Source organism: Rhodobacter sp. 24-YEA-8, from assembly GCF_900105075.1.
GTDB lineage: Bacteria > Pseudomonadota > Alphaproteobacteria > Rhodobacterales > Rhodobacteraceae > Pseudogemmobacter.
Genome location: NZ_FNSK01000001.1, coordinates 2,162,887 through 2,188,775, shown reverse-complemented (window position 1 = coordinate 2,188,775; position 25,889 = coordinate 2,162,887). Strand labels below are relative to the sequence as shown.

Here is a 25,889-nt window from a genome sequence, read left to right as displayed (position 1 = left end):
GGACGGGCACGGGAGCCAGATAGCCAGAGCGGCGTTTATGCGGGCAGCAGCACAGAGCAATCGGGCGCTCTCGGAGGGAGAGTATCACAGTCATCCGCAGCTTCGCGATGGCAGCCGCGAACCGGCTCAGGCGAGTCAGGATGCGGAAATCAGCTACCGTCCTCGCCTTACATTCCGGATTGCGGTCACAGGACGGCCCTCACCGGGACCGCCGTGCCTCAGTTACCCAGCCTGGCGTGAACCTCGTCGAGATCGACCTCGCCCTTTGGCATCTTGTTGCCGGGATTTTCGAAATCATAGCGGAAGAGCTGGAAGTCGCGTTTGTAGATCTCCCAGATCAGATGCATCGAGAGATCGTCGAAATAATCCTCGACGGGGTGCAGGCGCTTGGGCCCGTGACCCTCTGATTCGTTGAAGCGCGGGATTGTTTTCAGATCAATCGGATGCGCCACCTCGATCCTGTCGAGAACGTCCTGCATGCCTTCGTTGAATTTCTCGGTAAAGAAGATGCGGTCATAGCGCCCGCCATTCACGATAAAGGTCGAGACATGGCCGGACATGGCCGACCAGTGAATATCCGGCTCCATCGGTTTTTTCCAGCGGATGGTGTCGCGCGCGAACAGAAGAAAGCGGCGGAAGCTCCTGATCTGGTCGAACTCCTGCTTGCCGTCCTCGCCGCCAACCTCGATCCCGTATTTCTGGATCAGAAGCGGCACCAGATTGCCCCGGTAGCGGCGGCCATTGCGCTGAATGCCGCAGATCTTGTCGAAAAACGACGAGAGGATCCGGGTATAAGGGTTTCTGACACAGGTGAAGGCATAGCTTTTATGCGCCTTCACATTGGCCTCGATCTTAGGCTGGCTCGCCTCCATCGCCCATTTATGCATATCGGCGGTGGCATCATGGATATCGCCGTCAAAAAAGCGGCCATGATCGGAATAGAACATGATCTGACCAATGGTCGAGCAGGCGCATTTCGGCACCACGCGGTAAACCACGCTTTCACTTTCGGTCATCCAGGTGCCTGGAAAGCCCATTCACATCATCCTTTTTCCGAACGGCAGCGCGATGCCCTGTTCCGGCCCCAACACATATACCCCCTGCAGGCATGCGTGCCAGGCGCCGGGGTGTACCACAAGAGCGTCGTCTGGAAAAAGCAAAGAAATCCGACCTTTTCAAGGAAGTATGAAGCCCTTTATCAGATAGTCTGGTAAGAGCGTAGCGCCGGCCCGCAAAGCCGGCGGCACAGTAAGACGAGACCCATGGCGACGATTGCCTATATCCTGTTATGTCACAAGGATCCTGCCGGGATCATCGCCCAGGCAGAGCGGCTGACGGCCGCGGGGGATTGCATCGCCATTCATTTCGACGCGCGCTCGCCTCAGGCCGATTTCAATCAGCTGCGCACGGCGCTTGCCGGCAATCCGCTGGTGGTTTTCGCGAAACGGCGCATCCGTTGCGGCTGGGGCGAATGGAGCCTTGTTGAGGCCACGCTGCTTGCCTTGCGTGCGGCGGTTGAGGCATTCCCCAGAGCCACGCATTTCTACATGCTCTCGGGCGATTGCATGCCGGTCAAGACGGCGGAATATGCCCATGATGTCCTCGGCCGCGAGGATGTGGATTATATCGAGAGCTTCGATTTTTTCCGCTCGGACTGGATCAAGACCGGCATCAGGGAAGAGCGGCTGATCTATCGCCACTGGTTCAATGAACGCAGCAGCAAGACCTGGTTCTACCGGTCGCTGGCCTGGCAAAAGCGGCTTGGGCTGGAACGCAAGATCCCCGCTGATCTGGTGATGCAGATCGGCAGCCAATGGTGGTGCCTGCGCCGCCGCACCGTCGAGGCCTTGCTGGAATTCATTCGCAGGCGCCGGGATGTGATGCGGTTTTTCCGCACGACCTGGATCCCGGATGAGACCTTCTTCCAGACCCTCGTGCATCATATCGTGCCGGAAAACGAGATCCGCACCCGGACACTGACCTTCCTTCTGTTCACCGATTACGGGATGCCGGTGGTCTTCTATAACGACCATTATGACCTGCTCTTAAGCCAGGATTATCTCTTCGCGCGCAAGGTCAGCCCGGAAGCCACCGATCTGAGGGCGCGGCTTGGCGATCTTTATGCGCAAAAAGGCAAAACCTTTCAGATTTCGGATGAGGGGCGCAGTCTTTTTCGCTTTCTGAGCGCGCGCGGCAGGGTAGGGCGGCGCTATGCCCAGCGGTTCTGGGAAGCCGAGTCCAGCCTCGGGCGTGAACGCACGCTGATGATGGTCACCTGCAAGAAATGGCATGTGGCGAAACGCCTGGTTGAACGCGCGCGGAATGTCAGCAGCCTCCGGGCGGTGGATTACCTCTTCAACGAAGACGGCACGCCCCTGCCTGATCTGGGGGGCATCCAGTCGACGCTGGAGAAACGCACGCGGCACCGGCGTGCGCTCGTCCGGATGCTCTATGACTACTGGCAGACCGACCGGCTGGTCTTCTGCATCGATCCGGCCTCGGTTGAACTGATGCAGGATTTCTACAATGACACGGCGCGGGTCAAGCTTCTCGAGATCGACTGCGATTTCACCGATGACTATCTGATCGGACATGCGAAACGGGTGGGGCTGGCAGGAACCGGCTCGCCGCGCGGGACGCTGGAACGCCTGCTGCCGACCATCCGCTATGATGTGAAATTCGAGAGCGACCGTCTCCGCGAGAGTGACTTCCCCGACTTCCACCGCATCCGTCAGCGCGGCACGGCGGCAGAGAATGCCCGGGCCCTGCAGGATTTCTTCGGCATCCCGCTGAGCGAGGCCGAAGAAATCGCCGGCACATCCTATCTCTTTGTGGACTGAAGATCCGCAATTTTCCCAAACCGGAGCCTGCCCATGAGCTGGAATTACGATCCGCAGAACATCTTCGCCCGCATCCTGCGCGGTGAGATCCCGAACAAGACCGTGGTCGAAAGTGCGCATACGCTGGTCTTCCATGACATCGCGCCGCATGCGCCGGTGCATGTGCTGGCGATCCCGAAAGGCGCCTACGTCAATTTCGACCATTTCGCCGCTGAGGCGTCAGAGGCCGAGATCATCGATTTCCACCGCACGGTCGCGAAAGTGATCGCCGATCTGGGGCTTTCCGGGCCGGAAGGCTACCGGGCGATCACCAATGCCGGCAGCTCTGGGATGCAGGAAGTGCCGCATTACCACCTGCATATCCTTGGCGGTCGCGTCCTCGGCCGGCTTGTCGAAAAAGCGTGACCGCGTCACCCGCGCGAGCGGAATTTTAAGTAAAATTCCGGGACCGGTTTCTGTGCAGAAACCGGTCTGGCGCAGGGCGCGGCGTCAGGATGTGGTGATCTGGCGTTCGACCTCTGCCAGGATGCCATTCTGATCGGTCCAGGTCATTTTCAGAACAGCGCTTTCGCGCGCTTTGAAGGTGAACTCGATATAGGGGTTTTGCGAGATTGCCGTTTCCGGCAGCCAGTCCAGCACCAGGGCTTCTCCGAGCCAGGCCTCGAACCGCATCAGCGTGTCGCGAGGGATCGGGGCGCCTGCCGCATCAAGGCGCAAGCCGCTTTCCATGATATGCACGACCTGGGCTCGGACGCGGACGATCTCGTCTTTTGCAGGTGTCTCATTGCTCAGCCAGATCCGGGGGGGATTTGCCATCCTTTTGCCCTCCTTAAAGGCCGCAGCCGCCGGCGGCGACGGTGATCTGGCCACGCGTGTCAAACACCCGCCCGTCATTCATCCGCGCCAGCGCCCGCACATGCATCGTCTCGATCAGCCGCAGCCGCACCGCCACATCCGCCGCGCCACTGGCCTGTGAAAAGCGGAACCGGCAGGCCAGCGGCATCGGGTTCAGTTCGGCCAGCACGATCAGTTCCTCACACCAGCTGTCATCGGTGATTGCTTCCGTCACATGCACCCGGACCGGCACCGCCGAAGGGTTGTCGCCAAGTGCCGGCAGATCAAGCGCGAGGCCCTCGCTCACCGCTTCAGATGCGCCGATGAACTCCGCCGCGATACGATCAGATTCAGCGGTATCGACCCGCGCGGCTGCGGTGGAGCTTTGCGCCCCCGCAGCATTAGCAAGCAAAGGGGAGGCGCCAAGCGCCGCCCCCATGATCATCACCTGACGGCGATTCATCTCAGCGCAGAAAGTCATTGAACATCCCATCCACCCAGACAAGGTCTTCGGCCATCAGATCAGGCGTGCGCACGTCGATATCGAACTGCGTCTGATGCACCAGACCGTCCTGACCGACCGCATAGGTGAACTCGACCGAAATCGCCTCCTGCGGGTCGCCATTCACCAGCATATAGCAGAGGTTATCGGGCAACTCTGCCACCACATCCTCGTCACGCACCCGCTGGCCGATATTGCGGGCCACGATCCGTCCGATGTAATTCGCGACATGACCGGATTTCGGGTAATGGCCGAAATGCGGGGAAATCGCGCCCATGGAATCCCCGATGATATAGACGCTGTCATCGCCCCGCGCGGTGAAGAAACGTGGGTCCATATCGGCCCAGCCGGTCGGCCTGCCATCTTCGCCCTTGCCGATCAGATCCGCATACCAGACCATGTCCGATGCCTGATGCGGCGGCATGAAGATCGCATCGTCAAAGTCGAAATCCCCGGCCTCGGTCATGATCCGCTTGTTATACGGATCGACCTCTTTCACCTTCGCATTCGGTACATGGGTGATGATATCGGGGTAAAGTTCATCAAACGCCGCCTGATAGCCCGCGCCGATCGGGGCGATTTTCGGTTTCGGATCAAGGATGATGATCTTTGCCGGGATGTTATTGACCTTGAAATGCCAGGCCATGACGCAGGCGCGTTCATAGGGCGAGGGCGGGCAGCGATGCGGTGGCGGTGGCAGCGTCATCACGATGGTGCCGCCTTTGAAATTGTGGATCTTGTTCTTCAGCGCCAGGTGCTCGGCATTCGGGATATAGGCCGATCCGAAATTCTGGCGGGTATATTCGGCAGCCTTTTGATCCTCGCCGAACCAGGCTTCATAAGCGTTACGGATCCCCCCGGCGAGGATCAGGAAATCGTAATCGACCTTGCCCTTTGAGGTATGGACGGTCTTTGCCGCCCGGTCGATATTCGTCACCTCGCATTGCACGAGGGAATAGCCCCATTTCTGCGCCGGGCGCAGCAGATCATGGGTCAGGAAGGCGGTATCGACCACGTCGATCAGCCATTTGTTCGACATCGGGCAGGACCAGAAGATCGGGTTCCTCTCCAGAACAATGATCTCGGCCTCGGGAAGCTCTTCGCGCAGATGGCGCGCGGCGGAAAGCCCGCCCCAGCCACCGCCGCAAATGACGATCCGCGGGCCCTTGCCCTGGCGCGACATCAGAAGCGTCTCGGAGGTAAGACCTTCGGGCGCGGCCAGGGCGGTCCCTCCGATCCCGGTCAGAAGCGCCAGCGACGGCGCGGCGGTGAGCAGCTTGCGGCGGGTGAAATGCGGGGCTTTCATCATTGGCTGGAACTCCTCCCGAGAGTTGTCTGGCGCATCACAGCCAGACCAGCCACAATCCCCGCGAGAATACCGGCGCTTGCGACCAGACTGGCCAGCGAAAGTGTCGAGACACCGGTCAAAGCTTGCCCGATAGAACAACCCATTGCAAGAACGCCGCCAAAGCCCATCAAAATTCCTCCAAGGGCGGCAATCAGGGAATGGCTTCCCGAGGTGAAGCTTTCCAGGGTGAAGCTGCGGGTGATAAGCGCGATGAGGAAGGCCCCCGCAAGAGTGCCTCCGACCACGGCAAGGCCGAAGGCGACTGCGCGGCCCGAAGACAACATCAGCCACAAAAGACCTTCGCCCACGGGCGCGACAAAGCTGATGGAAGACAGGGTTTTCGGGTCGAACGGGTCATCGGTCGTAAAGCTGATCCACCAGCCCGCGACCACGCAAAGCCCGATCAACAGGGCGGAAAATGCCTCTGCAGGCCGTTTGAAGACCGGCCGGGCGAACCAGATCAGGATCAGCACCGGCAGACCCGCCGCCAGCACGAGCGCGATTATCGGCGAGAGGCCAAACCCGCGCAGGAGACCGGTCAGGCTCAGCGCTTCAGGGCTGATCTGACCCAGTTGCAGCGCCTGGCGCCAGGGAGCCAATACGCCGGTCAGGCTGGCCTGAGCCGCCAGCCCAAGGCATAACAGCACCAGAAGCGACCGCAGATTGCCCCCCGCGAGCAAAACCAGCGAGCGCGCACCACAGGCATTGGCCAGCACCATGCCCAGCCCGAAAATCGCGCCGCCGATGAACAGCCCGCCTGCTGCAAACGACCCCCGCAACGGCAGCGCGCGCGACAGATCGGTCAGCCCCAGGAAATTCAGCGCCTGGGTGCCGGCAATCGCCACCGCCAGCGCCAGGGCGAATGCGCGAAGGGGCGAGAGATCCCCCCCGCCCATCAGGCCTTTCATTCCCCGCAGGAGGCAGAACTTCCCGGCTCTGGCCGCGGCCCCGAACACAAAGCCAAGACCAAGACCGAGAGTTACCGCATCCATTGAGCTGCCCTTAACCTGTTTATGCCCTCATACCGTACCCCAGGTATCGGCACTGATCGAGGCATACCAGCCCGCGCCGTAAACCGCTTCGGCCTGGCGGAAGCTGGCATCCGCCTCCAGCGGGCTGACCCCGCCGGACCCTTCGCGCTCTGCGATCTTCTCGCCGTCGAAATAATAGACCCCGGCGACCGAGATCCCCCATTCCGGGCCCACGAGGCTGTAGCAGGTGTTCACGAAGCTCGCTGGTGCCGGCTCGGCGCCCGCCAGATCGGCGATGATCGCGGCGGCCGCGACCTTGCCCTGGGCATTGGCACAGAAGCCCGATTTCGGCATGGGGGCGGCAATGGTCGCGTCGCCCACCACATAGATCCCCGGCACCTGCGCGGATTCGAACGTGTTGCCATTCACCGGCACCCAGCCGGTGTCATTGGTGACCCCGGCGCGGTCCGCGATCCAGCCCGCTTTCTGCGGCGGCACCACATTCAGCACATCTGCCTTATGCGTCACACCAAATGCGGTTTCGACCGTCAGGGCGCCGGCATCGACCTTTGCGACCTTGCCGTCACTATCGGCGCTGATCCATTCGATCATATCGCCGTAAAGCGCCTCCCATCCCTGTTTGAACAGGCCCTGTTTCGAGAAGGTCTCTTTACTGTCCAGAAGCAGGATCTTGGATTTCGGCTTATTGGTTTTCAGGTAATGCGCCACCAGCGAGGCACGCTCATAGGGCCCCGGCGGGCAGCGGAAAGCGCCATCGGTGATCGACATCACGAATGTGCCGCCATCCTCCATCGCTTCGAGCTGCGATTTCAGCAGCTGCGTCTGTGGCCCGGCCTTCCAGGCATGCGGCGCGCGGTCTGACGCGGCTTCGTCATAGCCCTCCAGCGCGCCCCATTTGATATCGATGCCCGGCGACAGGACAAGCCGGTCATAATCCAGCACCGTCCCATCCGAGAGCGTCACCCTGCGCGCCGCGCCGTCGATCTGTTCGGCAGAGGCATGGATGACATCGATCCCCTCGGCGGTATGGGCAGCGTAGCTGTGGGTGATGCTGTCCCAGGTCCGGAGCCCGCCGAGATAGAGGTTCGAGAACGGGCAGGTTACAAATGTTTCCGAGGGCTCGATCAGGGTGATTTTCAGATCGGGGCTGTAGCGGCGCAGGTAGCGGGCTGCAGTGGCGCCACCAAAGCCACCGCCCACGACGACGACATGAGCCGAGGCGTTCTGCGCCCGGATCAGACCAGGAAGCGCGAAACTGGCGGCGCCTGCGCCAAGGCCTGCAAGCAGGGTTCTGCGGGTCGTATTCATCCTTCTACCTCCGCGAAAAACTTCGCCAGGGCGGCGATCTGGTCGTCATCATACCCTTTCATATGGCGGGTCATGACGGTGGTACCGGCGGGCGGGCTGTCGCGAAACGCGGTCAGTTTCGCCGTCAGTTCGGCCTCGGGCAGACCGGCGATCGAGGGAATGGCGCCCGGCGACTGGCCGGCAGGGCCATGGCAGCTGGCACAGGGACCGGCGAGGATCTGGGCCTCGGATACCGTGCCCTGTGCAAGCACAAGACCAGGGGCGGCGATTGTGGCGAAGGTCAGGGCGGCAAACAGCGCCCTCAGGGTGGGGGGCTGGGGGGGCGGAAGCATGGTCGGATCCTCTTTCCTGGCCATCTGGCTTGGGTATCGGCTGATGCGGGCCTCACGCCGCGCGACGCGCCATTCTTGCGGCCATGCCCCCGCCGCGCAAGAAAATATCCCAGGCGCTTCGCGGGGGGCGGACAGGTGAAATTTACTCCCGCAGCAGGGGGAAAGAGGATTTATCCGGCCTGACGCGCTGTGCCGGTGGCCAGCACCCGGTCAATCGCCGCAAGGGTGCGCGCGCTGGCGCCCTGCTGCTGGTCGAGGAAGGCCCGGATCTGTGCCGGATCGGTCTGGTCGGGCTGCGACAGCGCGGCGGCCAGCCTGTCCGCAAGTGCGGAAGGCGGGTCGGTCTGGTCGCCCAGACTGACCGCGACCCCGGCAAGGGCGGCCTCTTCGAACGGGAATTCGATGGTCCAGGTCCAGGGGCCGGTGACCACCGGCTTCATCAGCATCAGCGCCTCGGAAATATTATGCGCGCCGCGTGGGTTGAAACCACCGCCAACGACAACCCGATCCGCCGGGGCGAGGCAAAAGAACATCTCGCCGAGGCTGTCAGCGAGAAAGACATCCACATCGCCCAAAGCGTGACCGGCGGGGGGATGGGTGAAACCGGCAACGCCCGGTGGCAGGGCAGTGCTGCGGCGCAACACGCTCAGCCCCTCGGCCACAAGCCCCTCATATACCGCATCGAACCGTTCCGGCGCGCGGGGCACATAGATGAAAAGCGGGGGCGGCAGGCCCTTTGCCCGGGCGGCGTCGCGCATTTCGCTGATCACATGTGCATAGATCGGCTCTTCAACTTCGACACCACTGGCGATGGTGATAATCTGGCCCTCGGGCGCCAGCCAGTGGCGGAACGAGGCCGCCACCGCGTCCAGCCCGGGGGGGAGTGGCTGGTCGAACCGCAATTCACCGGTGACGGTAATATTTGTCAGGCCGATGCTTTCGAACCTCGCCTTTTGCAGATCGGATTTCACGAAGGCGCCGGCAAGTCCCCGGATCACCCGCTGGCGCAGCCTGAGCCCCTTGCTGTCCCGCGCGAGCGAGGGCGAGGGATATTGCGCATTGCACATGAACAAAGGCACGCCCGCGCGCCTCGCGGCGAAGATCATCGCGGGCCAGATCTCGATCTCCAGGGGCAGCCCGATCCGGGGGCGGCAGGCCCGGAAAAACCGCCGCCAGCACCAGAACATATCCAGCGGCACCCAGACCGCCGCGAGCTGGCCCGAGGCGATCTCGGGTGCGAAAAGCCGGGCGGATTCGCGGCGCCCGGCGGGGGTGAAATGGGTCAACACGACCTGATCGCCTCGCGCAAGACACAGGCGGATCAGCGCGGTGGCCGAGCGCGTCTCGCCAAGGCTGACCGCATGAAACCAGATCGCGCCCTTCGGCAGCGGGCGGGAATAGATGCCGAAACGCTCGGCCAGATGGCGGGTGTAATCCGGATCGCGGCGCCCGCGCCGCCAGAGATAGACCAGCAAAAGCGGCAAAAGCGGAATCCACAAAAGCCGCCAGAGGATCAGGAAGAGATGCAGGATCATGTGCGGTCTCCGATCAGCGCGACCAGATCGGCGGCGAGAGGCTGCAGCGCGGCGCGGGCCTCGCTGACAAGGGTTTCGGCCTTTGCGCTGGCGTCCGTCAGGGGCGCGGCCAGGGCGGCACTCAGGGCAACCGGATCGGGCGGTACTTCGGTGGCAAGGCCAGCGGCGTGAAGTTCGGCATAGTCGCGGGCGAAATTCGCCACATTCGGCCCATGGATCACGGGCAGGCCAAGGCAGACCGCCTCCCATGGATTATGACCGCCGGTCTCGCCCATCGCCCCGCCGATAAAGGCGCGCTCCGCGAGGCGATACCAGAGGCCCAGCTCGCCGAAAGTGTCGGCAAGCCAGACCCGGGTGGCGGGCGTGGGCGTCGCGCCCAGGCTGCGCCACGCATGGCTGAGGCCAGCCGCGTCAAGCGCGGCGGCGATTTCATTCGCGCGTGCGGGCAGGCGCGGGGCGAGGATCAGCAGCGCCGCAGGATCCCGCGCGGCGATTTCGCGGAAGGCGGGGAACAGCACGGCCTCATCGGCGGGATGGGTGGAGGCGGCGATGATGATGCTGCGCCCCGCGAGCGCGGCCTGCAGCGTGGTCAGCGCGGCCTTGTCGACACCAAGCGGTTCCGCGGCGGGTTTCAGCGACTGGCCTTCGCGCGGGAAAGCCGCGCCCAGCTTGCGCAGGTTCGCGGCGCTGCGGGCATCCTGGGCCTCGACCAGTGCGAAACGCGCCATGACATCGCGGTAAAGCCCGCGCATGCGGCGGCGTTTTTTCAGGCTCGCATCATTCATCCGCGCATTGACCCAGGCCAGCGGAATGCCACGCCGGGCGGTGTCACAGATAAGGCCAGGCCAGAGATCCTGTTCCGACCAGACCGAGAGCGACGGCTGCCAGTGATCCAGAAACCGCGCGCCGAACTCCGGCCCGTCCAGCGGCAGGAACTGATGCACCGCGCCTTCGGGAAGGTTCTGCCCGATCACCCCCGCCGAAGACCGCGCGGTCGAAGTGATCAGGAACCGCAGATCCGGGGCATCGGCCTGCATCTGCGCGATCAGCGGGCGCAGCGCCATCACCTCGCCTAGCCCGACCGCATGCAGCCAGACGAGGCGCCCCGGCGGGCGGGGCAGGGTGGCCTGGCCAAGCTTCTCGCCCATCCGCTGCGGATCCTCGCGTCCCTGCGCCAGGCGCCTGCGCAGGATCCGGCGCATCATGGGCTGCAAAAGCGGCCTGAGCCAGAGCCAGAGCCGGAGTTGCCAGCCGTCAGCCTTTGGGCTCTGGTCATTTGCGAAGGGCATCTGGCGGGGTCCGGGTTCAGGTCAGGTACAGGTCGGGGACAGGCGTTGGTTCATGTCTGGCCCACAGGTTTGGCATAACACCACCGCCAGTGCCAGCAATCCGCAGCATCCATGCCAAAGGCCCCATACTGCTCTTGCGGAAAGGTCTTTCGCACTGGCAGAATAACAGCGCTTGAAACCGGACCATGTTCGGCATACAATTGCATACAATGAGCTCGCCGCCGCCTGCCAGAGTTTCTGCGAGAACTTCTGAGAGACCGGTGTTCCAGCTTGTCGCACCATGGAATCGCAGGGATCGTCATGAGCTTGTACACAGACTACCTAACCGAGATCGAAACCCGTAAGACCCAGGGGCTGCACCCCAAGCCCATCGATGATGGTGCACTTGTGGCCGAGCTGATCACCCAGATCGAAGCGCCGGGCAATGCATATCGGGCCGATTCCCTGCAATTTTTCATCTATAACACGCTTCCCGGCACCACGAGTGCTGCAGGCGTCAAAGCGGCCTTCCTGAAGAAGATCGTGACCGGTGCGACGGTCGTTCCCGAGATCAGCCCCGATTTTGCATTGGAGCTGTTGTCGCATATGAAGGGCGGACCCTCGGTCGAGGTGCTGCTGGATGTGGCGCTCGGGACCGATACCGCCATTGCCGCGAAAGCGGGCGAGGTGCTGAAGACCCAGGTCTTCCTCTATGACGCCGATATGTTCCGCCTGCGCGACGCCTATAAGGCGGGTAATCCGGTCGCGAAATCGGTGCTGGAAAGCTATGCGAAGGCCGAATTCTTCACCAAGCTGCCGCCGGTCGAAGATGATATCAAGGTTGTGACCTTCATCGCCGCCGAAGGCGATATTTCGACTGACCTCTTGTCCCCGGGCAACCAGGCGCATTCGCGTTCCGACCGCGAATTGCATGGTCAGTGCATGATCACGCCGGCCGCCCAGGCCGAGATCGTCGCGCTGCAAAAGGCGCATCCCGATGCCCGCGTGATGATGATCGCGGAAAAAGGCACCATGGGCGTGGGGTCTTCCCGGATGTCGGGGGTGAACAATGTGGCGCTCTGGACCGGTAAACAGTCGAGTCCCTATGTGCCCTTCGTCAATTTCGCACCCGTCGTGGCCGGAACCAACGGGATCTCGCCGATTTTCGCAACCACGGTCGATGTGACCGGCGGCATCGGGATCAACCTGAAGAACTGGGTCAAAAAGACCGATGAGAATGGCAAGCCGATCCTGAACAATGACGGCAACCCGATCCTCGAACAGAAATATTCGGTCGAGACCGGTACGGTTCTGAACATTGATGTGAAGAACCGTAAACTGAAATCGGCTTCGGGCGATGAGCTGGTCGATGTGGCAGGGTCTTTCACGCCGCAAAAGATGGAATTCATGAAGGCGGGGTCTTCCTACGCTATCGTCTTCGGCAAGAAACTGCAGACATTCGCCGCCCAGACCCTCGGCGTCGAGGCGGTGCCGGTCTTCGCGCCGAACAAAGAGATCAGCGTTGAGGGCCAGGGCCTGACCGCCGTCGAAAAGATCTTCAACCGCAATGCGGTCGGCGTGACGCCGGGCAAGATCCTGCATGCCGGATCTGACGTGCGGGTGAAGGTGAATATCGTCGGCTCCCAGGATACAACCGGTCTCATGACCGCGCAGGAGCTGGAGGCGATGGCGGCGACCGTCATTTCGCCGCTGGTCGATGGCGCCTATCAGTCGGGCTGCCATACTGCATCGGTCTGGGATAAAAAGGCCCAGGAGAATATCCCCAAGCTCATGAAATTCATGAACAACTTCGGGGTGATCACCGCGCGCGACCCTAAAGGCGTCTATCACGCGATGACCGACGTGATCCATAAGGTACTGAACGACATCACCGTGGATGACTGGGCGATCATCATCGGTGGCGACAGTCATACCCGCATGTCGAAAGGCGTGGCTTTTGGCGCGGATAGTGGCACCGTGGCGCTGGCTCTGGCCACGGGCGAGGCGACCATGCCGATCCCGCAATCGGTGAAAGTCACCTTCCGGGGCAAGATGAAGCCCTGGATGGACTTCCGCGATGTGGTCCATGCGACCCAGGCCCAGATGCTGAAACAGCATGGCGACAACGTCTTCCAGGGCCGTATCATCGAGGTTCATATCGGGACGCTTCTGGCGGACCAGGCTTTCACCTTCACCGACTGGACGGCCGAGATGAAGGCCAAGGCCTCGATCTGTATCTCGGAAGACGAGACCCTGATCGAAAGCCTGGAGATCGCGAAATCGCGCATCCAGATCATGATCGACAAGGGCATGGACAATGCGGCGCAGGTGCTGGCCGGTCTGATCGCCAGGGCCGATGCGCGGATCTTCGAGATCCGTTCGGGCGAGAAGCCCGCGCTGACCCCGGATGAAAACGCGAAATACTTCGCCGAAGTGCTGGTGGATCTGGATATCATCGACGAGCCGATGATCGCCGACCCCGATGTGAACAATGCCGATGTCTCGCGCCGCTACACCCATGACACCATCCGCCCGGTCTCTTACTATGGCGGCACGAAGAAGGTGGATCTGGGCTTTGTGGGCTCGTGCATGGTGCATAAGGGCGATATGAAGATCGTCGCTCAGATGCTGAAAAACGTCGAGAAAGCAAAGGGTAAGGTGGAGTTCAAAGCGCCTCTGGTCGTCGCGGCCCCCACCTATAACATCATCGACGAGCTGAAGGCCGAGGGCGACTGGGAGATCCTCCAGCGCTATTCCGGCTTTGAATTCGACGACCTGCTGCCCAAGACGAAAAACCGCACCGAGTATGAGAATATCCTCTATCTCGAACGCCCGGGCTGCAACCTCTGCATGGGGAACCAGGAAAAGGCCGAGAAGGGCGATACTGTCCTCGCGACCTCGACCCGCCTCTTCCAGGGGCGTGTGGTCGAAGACAGCGCCGAGAAAAAGGGCGAGAGCCTGCTGGCCTCGACCCCGGTTGTGGTGCTGGCCGCGATCCTCGGGCGCACGCCTTCGGCCGAGGAATATAAGGAAGCGGTCGAGGGCATCGACCTGACCCGTTTCGCACCGCCGCTGGAAAAGCCGGGCCTGGCACGGTCGGTTCATTTCTGACCGGAAATCCGGTCAGCTGAGACAGGGAAGGGCAGTGCCGGTCGCCGGTGCTGCCCTTTTTCTTTGGCCTTGCTCCGGGGCAGGGCGCATCGGGATCCCGGTCTCCCATGTGCCCGATCTGGCGAGATGAGAGGCTAACTGGCCGCTGTGATCCGAAATTGTGCCGGGCCTGTGACCTGGAGAATTTCCAGGACCGCCCGTTGTCAGGCCGCAGCAGGATGCGCCGCGGTGGTCAGGAGGCGCGGGCCGCGCCGCCGAGATAGGCCTCGCGGATCTCATCGCGGCTGGCCAGATCGGCAGCAAGGCCGGAGATGGTCGAACGCCCGTTCTCGATCACCACCGCATGCAGCGCGTGTTTCAATGCGACCGAGGAGTTTTGTTCCGCCACGAGGATCGTCAGCCCGGTCTCGCGGTTCAGCCGCGCCAGCGTCGCGAAAATCTCGGCCACCATCAGCGGCGCAAGCCCCATCGAAGGCTCATCAAGCAGGAAAACCGTCGGGCGCGCCATCAGCCCGCGTCCGATGGCGGCCATCTGCTGCTCGCCGCCCGAGGTGAGGCCGGCGCGGGAAAGCCGGCGCTCTTTCAGGCGCGGGAAGAAGTCATAGACCTGATCAAGACCCTGGCGGATCGCAGGCTGGCGCAGACCGGCGCCGATGCCGCCGGTGATCAGGTTTTCCTCGATGGTCAGCGATTTGAAGAGCCGCCGCCCCTCCAGCACCGGAACGAGGCCCTTGCGGATATGGTCATCGGGGCTTTTGCGGGTCACATCCTCGCCCCGGAAGGTGATACGCCCGCCGGTGATGCGGCCGCGTTCGGCCGGCAAAAGGTTCGATGCCGCTTTCAACAGCGTTGTCTTGCCCGCGCCATTCGCGCCCAGAAGCGCCGCTATCTCACCCTGGCGGACCGTCAGGCTGACCCCGCTCAGCGCGGTGATCGAACCGCAATAGCGCACCGACACATCGTCGAATTGGAGGATAACGTCAGACATGGCGGCACCTTTCAGGAAAGGCGGCCCCGGCTTTCCGGGGCCGCCATGGGGTCAGTTCGGGCCGATAACCGTGTCGACATCGGCCTCGGTGCGGATCGTCAGACCCTTCTCTTTGGCATAGGCTTCGGAAGATGCCTCGATGATCGGGCGCAGCAAGGCCCAGTCCGGCGCGATCCAGTCAGAGACCACGTTCCATTTCTTGCCATTCCATTGCTGGAAGGTGACGTAGCCTTCGCCCTCGTGATTGTCCCAGGTGACGTTGATCGAATGGAACAGCCCTTCGGCGCCAAGTTCCTTCACGCGTTCGGGGGACAGTCGGAGATGTTCAAACCCCCAGCGGACCTCGTCGCCGGTCAGGGTGCGGTTGCCGAATTTGGCCTGGGCGATGCGGATCGCCTCGACATTCAGGATGCCGTTGACGATGCCGAGATTGTGGTAGACCGAACCGATGCGCGCCTTGTCTGACAGGTTGCCCTGGCCTTTGTCATAGACCCCGGCGATCACCTCTTTCAGCACCGGATATTCCTGGCCCGAGGCCTGGGTGGTGATGGCGGTATAGCCAATCGCGGCCTCACCCGCCGGAAGCACGTCTTCTTCGGAATTCGACCAGACATTGCCGATGATCCTGTCAGCCGGGAAACCGTTGCGCTGTGCGGTGGTCAGCGCCACCGGGTTCATCACACCCCAGCCGCGCAGCACCACGTAATCCGGGCGTTCGCGGCGGATCTGCAGCCATTGCGCCTGTTGCTCCGATCCCGGATGCGGCACTTCGATCTGGATCAGCTGAAAGCCGTATTTCTCGGCCAGCAGCTCATAGATCGGGATGGTTTCCTTGCCATAGGGCGAGCCGTGATAAAGGACGACGATCTTCTTGCCCTTCAGTGCCTCTGCCCCGCCTTCCTTCGCGGCGATGTAATTGATGATCCCCGAGCTTTCCGAATAGGGGTTCAGCAGAAGCGGGAAGACATAAGGAAAGACCCGGCCATCGGTTGTATCGGTGCGGCCATGGTTGATGGTCAGAAGCGGCACCTTGTCTTCGGTCACGCCGTCGATCATCGCATAGGCGATGCCGACCGAAAGCGGGTTCCAGGCGGCGATGCCGGGGGTGGATTTCAGGCGCTGATAGACCTCGACGCCTTTTTCGACCTCATATTCGGTCTCGCCCTCGGCCCAGGTCAGTTTCACACCATTCACGCCGCCGTCGCGGTCATTGATCAGCGTCAGATAGTCGATGAAGCCGCCGAAAAACCCGGTGCCGCCGGCGGCATAGGGGCCGACGCGGTAGGATTGCAGCGGGAAGAACTGCTCATCGGCATGGGCGGGGGCAATAGCACCCGTCAGGATGGTTGCGGCCAGAAGGGCAGGCGCGAGGCGACGGAAAAAGGACATGATTGCTCCGGTTTGAAAGGGGAAGGGCGCGCGGCTCAGGTGCGGCCCATGAGGCTTCTGATCCGGGTGGTGACCCGGTCGAGAATGGAGGAGAGGCCGTTTGGCTCGAGGATCAGGAAGGTGATGATCGTTGCACCAAGGAGGATGCGCTGCGTCAGCTGGACCGAGCCGGCATCCAGCCCGCCGTCAAAGATCCAGGCCGAGCCGCGTGAGAGCAGCAGCGGAAAGACCACGATCAGTCCGGCGCCAAGGAAAGCGCCGCGAATGGTCGCCAGCCCGCCGATGATCGCGATGAAGAGGATCTGGAAGGACCGGTCGAGGTTGAAGCCCTCGGGCTCGATGGTCCGCAGATAGGTGAAGGACCAGAGAACCCCCGCGACGCCGATAATCGCGGATGACAGCGCGAAGGCGGCGAGTTTGGTGCGCAGAACCGGGACGCCGATCACCTTCGCGGCGGTCTCATTGTCGCGCACGGCAATCAGGTTGATGCGGGCCGGGCCGTTCACCAGGCGATGAACAAGGATGGTGATGAGGGTGACGGTGGTCAGCGCCAGCAGGTAGCGGCTCTCGCGGGTATCAAAGGTGATGCCGGCGAAGCTGAGAACGGGGGCCGAGATCACGCCCGAGGCGCTGTAATTCGAAAACCAGCCGAATTTGTTGAAGAGCCACTGGATGAAGAACTGTGCCGCCAGGGTCGAGACGGCGAGGTAAAAGCCCCTGAGCCGCAGGGATGGCAGGCCGAAGATCACCCCCACCGCCGCCGCCGTGGTCGCGGCGAACAGGAAGGTCAGTGGCAAAGGCAGGCCAAGCCGCAGCTGGATGTTGAACGCGGCATAGGCACCGACCGCCATGAAGGCAGCTGACCCCAGCGAGACCTGACCCGCATAGCCCGTGAGCAGATTTAGCCCCAGACCCGCCAGCGAGAGCGCCAGAAACGGCAGCAGGATCGCTTCGATCGTCCAGGGCGAGGCGAAGGCCGGCACGCCAAGGAAAGCCAGGGCCAAAAGGGCCAGGACCGACAGTCTCTGTCCGGTGAAAAGGGCGCGCGCGGGCGCCGTAACCGCGAGGGACATGGGTCAGAACCTCTCGGTGATCTTGCGGCCGAACAGGCCCTGTGGCCGGATCAGCAGCACCGCAAGCGCCACGACATAGGCGAACCAGCCCTCGATCCCACCTCCGACATAGGGGCCAAGATAGACCTCGGCCAGTTTCTCGGAAGCGCCGATGATCAGCCCGGCGACAATCGCGCCGGGGACCGAGTCGAACCCGCCCAGCACCAGCACCGGCAGCGCTTTCAGCACGACGAGCGACAGCGAGAACTGCACCCCGAGCCGCGCGCCCCAGAGAAGGCCGGCGACCAGCGCGACCACGCCGGCTGCGGTCCAGACCGCCGCCTGGATACGGTTCAGTTTCAGCCCGATGGCGATGGCGGCGAAAGTGTCATCGGCCACGGCGCGGAAAGACAGCCCGGTGCGGGTGAAGCGGAAAAAGCTCGTCAGCGCCACGACCAGCGCCAGCGCAATAGCCGCCGCCACCAGGTCGAAATTCGAGATGAAGATGCCGCCGATCTCGAAGGGCGCATTCGAGATGCCAAGATCCAGTGCATGGACCTGGGTGCCCCAGATCAGTTGCGCGCCCCCTTCGATCACCCAGGCCAGCCCCAGCGTCGCCATGAACAGGGTCATTGGCGGGCGATTGGCCAGCGGGCGCAGCACCGCGCGCTCAATCGCCAGCCCCAGCAGCCCCATGATCAAAAGCGTGATCACAAGGGCAAAGGCAAAGGGCACCCCGCGCTCGACCAGGCTCACGAAGGTCAGTGCCGCGAACAGCACCATCGCCCCTTGCGCGAAATTCAGCACGCCCGAGGTTTTGTAAATCAGCACGAAACCGATGGCGACAAGGCTGTACATCACCCCAGACAACAGGCCGCCCACCGCAACCTCGATCACGAAGAGAAATTCATACCAGTCCATCATGCCGCCCCCGCCAGCGGCGCGGCATCGCTGCCGAGATAGGCCCGGATCACCTCGGGGTCGCGGCGCACCTCATCGGGGCTGCCATCGGCGATCACCTCGCCATGGTCGAGCACGACGATACGGTCGGAAAGCCCCATCACGACGGCGATATCATGTTCGATCAGGATCACAGACAGACCAAGCCGGTCGCGGATGGCGCGGATATGGGCGGCCATCGCGGCTTTCTCGGTGCCGGTCAGCCCGGCCATCGGCTCATCCAGCAGCAAAAGCCGCGGATCTGCGATCATGGCGCGGGCCAGTTCCACCTGTTTTTGCAAGCCGAAGGGCAGGGTTGAAACCAGGCGCGGCAGATGCGCCTCAAGGCCCAGGAAGGCCGCGATTTCACGCACCCGGGCCGCAGTCTCCCGACCCTCGCGCCGTGAGGCCGGAAAGAAGGGCAGCCAGGCAAAGGCGCGCCTGCGGAAAACAAGGCCGGAGGCGATGTTTTCGGCCACGCTCAGCCCCGGAAACAGTGCAAGATTCTGAAAGCTCCGCGCCACCTCAAGGCCCGGCAACCGCCCCGGCGGAACATGGGCAAAGCTTTCGCCGCCGATCCCGATCCGGCCGTTATCGGCGCGGTACAGCCCGCTGATGACATTGACCAGCGAGGATTTTCCCGCTCCATTCGGCCCGATCACCGCCCGGATCTCGCCGGGGCGCACATCGAAGGACACGTCTTTCAGCGCGCGGATACCGCCAAAGGCCAGCGAGATGCCGCTCAGCTGCAGGGCCGGCGTGGTGCTGGCCGTGACCGGCCCCGAGGGCGCGATCCGGGACGCAAAGCTGCGCCGCTCCGGCTGCAGGGCCGGCTCGCTCAGGGCAAGGCCTGTCATATCTGTCTCCGGAGGGCAGGCGCTGCTTTATTCGGCAGCGAAGGTTTGTTTTTTGCGGGCTTCGATGTCGCGCACGCGGGGGAGGACGTGTTTTCCGAAATAGTCGACCTCCTCCTGGAAATGCAGGAAGCCGAGAAGGATGAGGTCTGCGCCGGCCTCTTTCAGGCCGACGATGCGTTCGGCGACCTGGTCGGGCGTGCCGATCAGGTTCGAGCGGAAGCCGTCATTATATTGTACGAGATCCTCGAAGGAGGATTTCGCCCAGTTGCCCTCGCCCTCGGGGCTGGCGCGGCCGGCATTCACCACCTGTCCGGCAAAGCCCCTGACGGCTTCGGGATTGGCCTTCGCGATGATCTCCTGCAGCACTGCCTGCGCCTCGGCTTCGGTCTCGCGCACGATGGCGAAGGCGTTGATGCCGACCTTCACCTTATGCCCGTTCGCCGCCGCTTTCGTGCGGATATCCTCGACCTGGGTACGCAGCCCCTCTGGCGTATTGCCATTGGTGAAATACCAGTCCGAGACCCGTGCCGCCATATCCCGCGCCGCGCGTGACGAACCGCCCTGGAAGATTTCCGGTTGCGGATCAACGGGTTTGGGCTTCAGGCTATAGTCGCTGAAGCGGTAGAAATCGCCCCGGAAGGTAAAGCTCTCCTCGCTCCAGATACCGCGCAGCGCCCGGATGAATTCCTCGGATCTCCGGTAGCGCTCATCATGATCCAGCCAGGGCTCGCCGATCGCCGCGAATTCGCCCCGGAACCAGCCCGAGACCACATTGACCGCGATCCGCCCGCCCGAGAGATGGCTGATCGTGGCGATTTGCTTTGCCGCCAGCGCCGGGTTCCAGGGGCCGGGAAGCAGCGCCGCGATCACCTTCAGCCGTTCGGTACGGGCCAGAAGATCCTGGCTGAACGAGACGGATTCATGTTGATTTTCAGCGCCATATCCTGCGGTAAAGCGGATCTGGCTCAGCGCATAGTCAAAGCCTGCCGCTTCGGCGATCTGCGCCAGTCTGCGGTTATATTCCGGCGTCCAGCTGGTGCGCTGTTCGATATCCGAGATCACGAGGCCGCCCGATACATTGGGCACCCAATAGGCGAATTTGACGGGATCGGAGGTCATATGCAGCCCCTGTGAAACGGGTTGTCCTGTGAAACGGGTTATCCGGCGAGACGGGTTATTCGGCGGCGGCGCGGATCCGCGCGGCGCCGGGGAAAATCGTGCTGAATTCGTCAATGGCGCGGGCGAGCCGGTTCAGCGCCGGGTCCGATACCAGCCGCCCCTCGCTGAAATCGCGGTCCGAGACATGCACGGCGGTCGAGAGCACGCGGGCCTCGAAAAAGGCAAATAACGGCCGCAGCTGATGTTCCACCGCCAGCGCATGTTTCTCGCCCCCGCCGGTCGCGGCGATCAGCACCGGCTTGCGGAGCAGCGCGGCCGGGTCGATCAGGTCGATCAGATGTTTGAAAAGGCCGGGATAAGAGCCCTTGTAGATCGGGGTCGCAACGATCAGCGCATCGGCCTGCAAAAGCGTATCGAGATTGTGCCGCGCCTGCGGGCTGAGGTCATCGGCGCGCCGCGCCCGGCCCAGATCCTCGCCGAAATCGGCGATCTCGAACAGGGTTGTGCGCGCCTGCAGCCCGGCCCCGGCCAGATCCAGCGCCTGCCCGACCAGCGCACGCGTTTTCGACGGCGCGGTGATATTCCCCGCAAGACCCACGATATGAAGTTCGGACATACAGCTTTCCTCAATCCCGACAAGTACCGTCGTGATAAGGCCCGAATACCGCCCTGTGCCATTCCAAATTCGGCCAAACCGCAGTGGGTTTCTTTCGCCAGGAGCCAAGGGCATTACTCCGGAATTCAGACCATATGGTCAAAAACAGCCGGTTCATTCCTCGCCCTGGCAGGAAGGGGAGGTTGTTCTGCTCTGCTGCTCCGACCGCGGGGGGAAAACATATTGCGCTTCGGCGGGGATTTTTATTCGCCGCTGGCGCAGCGCAGGGGTGAAAAAAACGCTTGCAGCCATGCCCTGACCCGGCTCTGTCATGGGCCGAGACCGCAAAAACAAGACGCCCCTCCTGTACGAAGGACTGACCGATGGACCGCAACAGCCCGAAAATCCTCGTGGCCGACCTCGTCGGCCTGGCGTTTGATGCGGCCGGAGCGCCCGATGCGTCAGGGTTTCGCGCCCATGTCGAAAGCCGGGGCGGGCGGTTTCACATCGGTTCGGCACGCGGAGTGCAGCCCGATGAGGGGCGGGCGACCTTTTTCTACCTGCCGCATCTCTCGACCCGGGAGGAACTGATCGCCGAGGCCGGTGACGGGCTTTATGATGCGGTGATCGCCGCGGCGACCTTCCTGCCGGCCGAGACGCGCTTTGACCTTGGTGGCGTCAGGATCGGCACCGGAACCGGCAATATGGGGTCGGCAAGCTGGGGTGGCGGCGACGGGCTGGGCGGCGTTGCGCCTTTGATGAATACGCCCGGGATCAATGCCCGCGCCACGGCGCAGATGGTGATGAAAGCGCTGCTCGGCCAGCGCCCCGATCTGCCGGTCGGGGCCTTGCATGACCTTGTGGTGGCGGGCCGTTTCGATACCGGGCGCGACCTCCTGCGCTACCCGACGCGCAAACTCGAGGGCCAGCGCCTCGCGGTGATCGGCTATGGCAATATCGGGCGTGAAGTGGCGCTGCTGGCCCGCGCCTTCGGGATGGAGGTGGTGATCCATGCTCGCCCGCGCCACCGGATCTGGATCGAAAGCGAGGGCTTTCACTATGCCGCCACCCCGCAAGAGGCCGCGCACGGGGCGGATGCTCTGTCGGTCCATCTCGGCCTTGGGCCGAAGGGGCCTGACGGGTTCGCGAATGCGGGGCTGATCAATGAGGCGGTGCTGGCGGCGCTGGCGCCGGGGGCGGTGCTTCTGAACTATGACCGGGGCGAGCTGGTCGATATCGCGGCGCTGGAGAGCGCGCTGAGCGCCGGGCAGGTCGGGTTCGCGGCGATTGATGCGGATCTCTTCGTCGATGCGGCGGGCGTGCTTTCGGGCCCGATGGCGCCCTATCTGGGTCTTGTGGAGCGGCATGGCGCAAAGCTTTCGCTCTTGCCGCATGCGGCGGCGGATACCGACCACCCGACCCGGGTTGTGGGTGCGATCCAGGCGGCGGATCAGCTGCTTGATGCGATTTCGACCGGGGTGGTGCGCAATCTGAAGGGCGATCTGCCCGAAGGCTACAGCGATGGCGGCCCGCTGACCCCTGCGGGGCTGGGGGGCGTAACACCGCAGGATCTGGCGCGGTTTGCGAAAGGCGGGCTTCCGGCTGCGGCGCGGGAACTGGCCGATGCCCTTGCAGGGGCGGAAGCCGGTGCGCTGTCGGGCGAGGCTCTGATGCTGGCCGCGAACAGGCTTGCCAGGCTGATGCGTGAGGAGGGTCTGGCCGGCCCCTGGAAAGGCTGAGGGCGCGGGTAAATCCCTGGAGAAACCGTTGTGAGACGCCGCGTCACAGCCTATATTGAGCGCACGCATATCAGGGATTCCGCCATGTCAGTCCAGTCTTACAACCTTTCGATCACCTCGGCGAAGATCGTGACGGCGGCCGATGGCGGACGGGAATTGCGGGTCCATTATACCGGCAATGGCAGCGGTGACGTGGTGCAGCCGCTTGACGCCACCGATTTCGACGCGCTGCTTGCGGGCTGTGAACAGGTGGCGCGGCGCATCTTCCAGCAGGAATTCCGCCTTAACAGCGCGGTGGAACTGTCCTTCGCGCTGGAGGACCGCAACGAGCTGAAGCTCTGGCACACAAAGCCCGGCCTTTTCATCAAATGCCCGCTGACCATGCATATGGAATGGTCCTGTCCGCATCTGAGCCAGGCCTATAAGACGATGACCACGCTTGGCGTGGTGGAACTGCCGTCGGAAATCGCGTTGGACGGCAATGCGATCGGCGCCGATGAGACGGTCAAGGTGATCATGGATTCCATGGCCGGCGGAGTCGAGTTCATGGGGGGCGTCATGCTGATGCGCAATCTGATCGACCATGACAGCGAAGCGGGCCGCATGCGCGCGGCCGCCCCGACCCCGCACTGATCCCGCCGGGACCATCGTCCTGAGCCCCGCAGAAACCGCCGCCAGCTGCGACAAATCGCGTCGCGTCAATCTGGCCGTCTGAGACTGATTCCAGTTGCCAGCGCAGCTTTGCCAGCCTATCGGAAGCCCCATGAGACAGCCTGACGCCAGCACTCCCCTTCGTATCGGCACGCGCGGATCGCCGCTGGCGCTGGCACAGGCATTCCAGACCCGGGACTGGCTGCGCGCAGAGCATGGTCTGCCGGTCGAGGCCTTCGAGATCGTGGTGATCAAAACCACGGCTGACCGGGTGCTCGACAAGTTGCTGAAAGAGATCGGCGGCAAAGGTCTTTTCACCAAGGAACTGGAAGAGGCGCTGCTGGATGGCCGCATCGACCTTGCGGTCCATTGTGTGAAGGATATGGCGGTGGCCGAGCCTGAGGGGCTGGTCTCGGATATCTTCCTGCCGCGCGAAGACCCGCGTGATGTGCTGGTGTCGCATAAGTATCGCAGCCTTGCGGAATTGCCTCAGGGTGCCTCGGTCGGCACATCCAGCATGCGGCGTGGCGCGCAGACATTGTTCGTGCGCCCCGATCTGCGCATCGTGAATTTCCGGGGCAATGTGCAGTCGCGGCTTTCCAAACTTGAGCAGGGCCTTGCGGATTGCACCTTCCTCGCATTGGCGGGACTGAACCGGCTTGGGATCTCCGCGCAGGACTGGACGGTGATCGGGACGGAAGAGATGCTGCCCGCCATCGGTCAGGGCGCGCTGTCGGTCCAGCGCCGCAAGGGCGATCTCTGGGTGCGCGATCTGCTGATGCCGCTGCATGATCCGGTCTGTGAACGTGAAATGGCCTGCGAACGCAGCTTTCTCGGGACGCTGGAAGGGAGCTGCCAGACCCCGATCGCGGGCCTCGCACGGCTGAGCGATGATGTGCTCCATTTCCGCGGCGAGATCCTGCGCACCAATGGCGCCGAGCGCATCTCGGTCGAGGGCAGCTGCCCCGCCGCAGAGGCCGCAGCGCTTGGCGCGCGGCTTGCGCGTGATCTGCTGGGCCGCGCTGGTCCGGGCTTTTTCGACTGGAAACGCCCCTGCGGCTGAGGCCGCCCTCTCTTCCGGACATCCTCCTGTGACCGGCCGCGAAGATGCGGCTTAGCGCCGCCCTAATCAGGGCTGCAAGAAACGCTCATAGGCAAATCAGGTTTTTCAGCGGCATCATTTCCTCAGGCGACCGGCCGATCCGGCGGTCACCCTCTGTCACTTTCCGCGTGAGGAAGCCGAAATGTCCGCCGAAACGTCTGTCGAAAAAGTCGATACTCTCGTGATCGGGGCCGGCCAGGCCGGTGTCGCGATGAGCGAGCATCTGGGCCGGCGCGGCCTGTCGCATCTGGTGGTGGAAAAGAACCGCATCGCGGAAAGCTGGCGCACGGCGCGGTGGGATTCGCTGGTGGCCAATGGCCCGGTCTGGCATGACCGTTTCCCGACGCTGACCTTCGAGGAGCTCGACCCCGACGCTTTTGCCCATCACGACCGGGTTGCGGCCTATTTCGAGGCCTGCGTCGCGCAAAACAACTCGCCGGTGCGCTGCGGCGTGACGGTCACTTCTGTTCAGCCGCTTGAGACGGGTTTCCGGGTCGAGACCTCCGAAGGCGTGATCGAGGCGCAGAATGTTGTGGCGGCCACCGGCGCGTTCCAGAAACCGGTGATCCCGCCGGTGGTGCCCGCGAGTGCCGGTCTGCATCAGCTGCATTCGCATGGCTATAAGAACCCCGATCAGCTGCCCGAAGGCGGCGTGCTTGTGGTCGGTGCCGGGTCTTCGGGGGTGCAGATCGCCGATGAGCTGCGGCGCGCGGGCCGCAAAGTCTGGCTCTCGGTCGGGGCGCATGACCGCCCGCCGCGGCGCTATCGCGGCAAGGATTTCGTCTGGTGGCTGGGCGCACTTGGTATCTGGGACACGACCACGCCCACACCCGGCACCGAACATGTGACCATCGCGGTCAGCGGCGCGCGGGGGGGGCAGACCGTCGATTTCCGCCGCCTTGCGAATGAAGGCATGGGGCTTGTCGGGATGACCGCGCGCTATGAGAATGGCGTGATGCATTTCGCGCCCGATCTGGCGAAGAATGTGGCGCAGGGCGATGCGAATTACCTCGGCCTTTTGCAGCAGGCCGATGCCCATGTGGCAAGCCAGGGCCTCGATTTGCCCGAGGAACCCGAGGCGCATCTGATCGGCGCGGATCCTGCCTGCCTCACCGATCCCGTGCTGGCGCTGGATCTGGCGAAAGAGGGTATCACCACGATCCTCTGGGCCACTGGCTATGCGCTGGATTTCAGCTGGATCAAGGCCGACATCTTCGATGAACGCGGTCGCCCGGCGCATTCAGGCGGCGTCTCGGCGGTGCCGGGGCTTTACTTCCTCGGTCTGCCCTGGCTGTCGATGCGCGGCTCCTCTTTCATCTGGGGGGTCTGGCATGATGCTGACCGGCTTGCCGGTCATATCGCGGCAGAGCAGGCGGTTCCGGCCTGAT

23 protein-coding genes are annotated in these 25,889 nt (G+C 63.1%); 7 read left to right on the top strand and 16 right to left on the bottom strand.

Going from position 1 to position 25,889, the window contains the following annotated elements; genetic code table 11:
* Positions 1 to 218 precede the first annotated feature (218 nt).
* Complete coding sequence (locus tag BLW25_RS10650; RefSeq protein ID WP_092898886.1) at positions 219 to 1,037, bottom strand: sulfotransferase family protein; 819 nt, start codon at positions 1,035 to 1,037, stop codon at positions 219 to 221.
* 225 nt (positions 1,038 to 1,262) lie between these two features.
* Here BLW25_RS10650 and BLW25_RS10645 point away from each other — a divergent pair, with 225 nt between their 5' ends.
* Positions 1,263 to 2,840, top strand: coding sequence for a DUF5928 domain-containing protein (locus BLW25_RS10645; protein ID WP_092898884.1), 1,578 nt, complete (start codon positions 1,263 to 1,265; stop codon positions 2,838 to 2,840).
* A gap of 33 nt (positions 2,841 to 2,873) precedes the next feature.
* Positions 2,874 to 3,245 (top strand): HIT domain-containing protein, encoded by a 372-nt coding sequence (locus BLW25_RS10640; RefSeq protein ID WP_092898882.1) that lies wholly within the window; start codon positions 2,874 to 2,876, stop codon positions 3,243 to 3,245.
* 84 nt (positions 3,246 to 3,329) lie between these two features.
* Here the strand turns inward: BLW25_RS10640 and BLW25_RS10635 are convergent, their stop codons facing one another.
* The 8 genes from BLW25_RS10635 to BLW25_RS10600 all read right to left on the bottom strand — a co-directional run bounded on the left by BLW25_RS10635 (position 3,330) and on the right by BLW25_RS10600 (position 10,980).
* A complete protein-coding gene (locus BLW25_RS10635; RefSeq protein WP_092898880.1) occupies positions 3,330 to 3,656 on the bottom strand; it encodes a thiosulfate oxidation carrier complex protein SoxZ in 327 nt (108 codons plus the stop codon).
* A 13-nt stretch (positions 3,657 to 3,669) separates the two neighbouring features.
* Positions 3,670 to 4,155, bottom strand: coding sequence for a thiosulfate oxidation carrier protein SoxY (locus BLW25_RS10630; RefSeq protein WP_216279354.1), 486 nt, complete (start codon positions 4,153 to 4,155; stop codon positions 3,670 to 3,672).
* Positions 4,139 to 5,485, bottom strand: a complete 1,347-nt coding sequence (locus BLW25_RS10625) for an FAD-dependent oxidoreductase (RefSeq protein WP_253188364.1) — start codon at positions 5,483 to 5,485, stop codon at positions 4,139 to 4,141. Before BLW25_RS10625 ends, BLW25_RS10630 begins: the two co-directional genes overlap by 17 nt.
* Positions 5,482 to 6,516, bottom strand: a complete 1,035-nt coding sequence (locus tag BLW25_RS10620; protein WP_092898878.1) for a YeeE/YedE family protein — start codon at positions 6,514 to 6,516, stop codon at positions 5,482 to 5,484. The genes BLW25_RS10625 and BLW25_RS10620 overlap by 4 nt, the downstream gene beginning before the upstream one ends.
* 27 nt (positions 6,517 to 6,543) lie before the next feature.
* Complete coding sequence (locus BLW25_RS10615) at positions 6,544 to 7,824, bottom strand: NAD(P)/FAD-dependent oxidoreductase (protein WP_092898876.1); 1,281 nt, start codon at positions 7,822 to 7,824, stop codon at positions 6,544 to 6,546.
* Positions 7,821 to 8,156, bottom strand: a complete 336-nt coding sequence (locus tag BLW25_RS10610; protein ID WP_216279353.1) for a c-type cytochrome — start codon at positions 8,154 to 8,156, stop codon at positions 7,821 to 7,823. The genes BLW25_RS10615 and BLW25_RS10610 overlap by 4 nt, the downstream gene beginning before the upstream one ends.
* Positions 8,157 to 8,326: 170 nt before the next feature.
* Positions 8,327 to 9,691 carry a 3-deoxy-D-manno-octulosonic acid transferase gene (locus BLW25_RS10605; protein ID WP_092898873.1) on the bottom strand — a complete coding sequence of 455 codons (1,365 nt, stop codon included), beginning with the start codon at positions 9,689 to 9,691 and terminating at the stop codon, positions 8,327 to 8,329.
* Positions 9,688 to 10,980 carry a 3-deoxy-D-manno-octulosonic acid transferase gene (locus BLW25_RS10600; protein ID WP_092898871.1) on the bottom strand — a complete coding sequence of 431 codons (1,293 nt, stop codon included), beginning with the start codon at positions 10,978 to 10,980 and terminating at the stop codon, positions 9,688 to 9,690. Before BLW25_RS10600 ends, BLW25_RS10605 begins: the two co-directional genes overlap by 4 nt.
* A 300-nt stretch (positions 10,981 to 11,280) precedes the next feature.
* On the opposite strand from BLW25_RS10600, the gene BLW25_RS10595 reads away from it, so the two are divergent.
* The gene (locus BLW25_RS10595; RefSeq protein WP_092898870.1) at positions 11,281 to 14,070 is read left to right on the top strand and encodes a bifunctional aconitate hydratase 2/2-methylisocitrate dehydratase; all 2,790 of its coding nucleotides are present in this window, start codon (positions 11,281 to 11,283) and stop codon (positions 14,068 to 14,070) included.
* Positions 14,071 to 14,302: 232 nt separating this feature from the next.
* Here the strand turns inward: BLW25_RS10595 and BLW25_RS10590 are convergent, their stop codons facing one another.
* The 7 genes from BLW25_RS10590 to BLW25_RS10560 are packed head-to-tail and all read right to left on the bottom strand — an operon-like array spanning position 14,303 to position 21,030.
* Complete coding sequence (locus tag BLW25_RS10590; RefSeq protein WP_092898868.1) at positions 14,303 to 15,058, bottom strand: ABC transporter ATP-binding protein; 756 nt, start codon at positions 15,056 to 15,058, stop codon at positions 14,303 to 14,305.
* 51 nt (positions 15,059 to 15,109) lie between these two features.
* Positions 15,110 to 16,447 (bottom strand): ABC transporter substrate-binding protein, encoded by a 1,338-nt coding sequence (locus tag BLW25_RS10585; RefSeq protein WP_092898866.1) that lies wholly within the window; start codon positions 16,445 to 16,447, stop codon positions 15,110 to 15,112.
* A gap of 35 nt (positions 16,448 to 16,482) precedes the next feature.
* Entirely contained in the window at positions 16,483 to 17,520 is a 1,038-nt protein-coding gene (locus tag BLW25_RS10580) for a branched-chain amino acid ABC transporter permease (RefSeq protein WP_092898864.1), read from the bottom strand.
* 3 nt (positions 17,521 to 17,523) lie between these two features.
* Positions 17,524 to 18,423 (bottom strand): branched-chain amino acid ABC transporter permease, encoded by a 900-nt coding sequence (locus BLW25_RS10575; protein ID WP_216279352.1) that lies wholly within the window; start codon positions 18,421 to 18,423, stop codon positions 17,524 to 17,526.
* Positions 18,420 to 19,295: an ABC transporter ATP-binding protein gene (locus BLW25_RS10570; RefSeq protein ID WP_092898860.1), complete on the bottom strand. Its 876-nt coding sequence runs from the start codon at positions 19,293 to 19,295 to the stop codon at positions 18,420 to 18,422. Before BLW25_RS10570 ends, BLW25_RS10575 begins: the two co-directional genes overlap by 4 nt.
* Positions 19,296 to 19,322: 27 nt before the next feature.
* Positions 19,323 to 20,414, bottom strand: a complete 1,092-nt coding sequence (gene sfnG / locus BLW25_RS10565; RefSeq protein ID WP_092898858.1) for a dimethylsulfone monooxygenase SfnG — start codon at positions 20,412 to 20,414, stop codon at positions 19,323 to 19,325.
* Positions 20,415 to 20,469: 55 nt separating this feature from the next.
* On the bottom strand, positions 20,470 to 21,030 hold the full coding sequence (locus BLW25_RS10560; RefSeq protein WP_092898856.1) for an NAD(P)H-dependent oxidoreductase: 561 nt from the start codon (positions 21,028 to 21,030) through the stop codon (positions 20,470 to 20,472).
* 362 nt (positions 21,031 to 21,392) lie between these two features.
* On the opposite strand from BLW25_RS10560, the gene BLW25_RS10555 reads away from it, so the two are divergent.
* From BLW25_RS10555 to BLW25_RS10540, 4 genes are all read left to right on the top strand, one after another.
* Complete coding sequence (locus tag BLW25_RS10555; protein WP_092898854.1) at positions 21,393 to 22,748, top strand: NAD(P)-dependent oxidoreductase; 1,356 nt, start codon at positions 21,393 to 21,395, stop codon at positions 22,746 to 22,748.
* An 84-nt stretch (positions 22,749 to 22,832) separates the two neighbouring features.
* On the top strand, positions 22,833 to 23,381 hold the full coding sequence (locus BLW25_RS10550; protein WP_092898852.1) for a hypothetical protein: 549 nt from the start codon (positions 22,833 to 22,835) through the stop codon (positions 23,379 to 23,381).
* 130 nt (positions 23,382 to 23,511) lie between these two features.
* Positions 23,512 to 24,462: a hydroxymethylbilane synthase gene (gene hemC / locus BLW25_RS10545; protein ID WP_092898850.1), complete on the top strand. Its 951-nt coding sequence runs from the start codon at positions 23,512 to 23,514 to the stop codon at positions 24,460 to 24,462.
* Between the two features lie 181 nt (positions 24,463 to 24,643).
* On the top strand, positions 24,644 to 25,888 hold the full coding sequence (locus BLW25_RS10540) for a flavin-containing monooxygenase (RefSeq protein ID WP_092898848.1): 1,245 nt from the start codon (positions 24,644 to 24,646) through the stop codon (positions 25,886 to 25,888).
* Position 25,889: the final 1 nt, after the last annotated feature.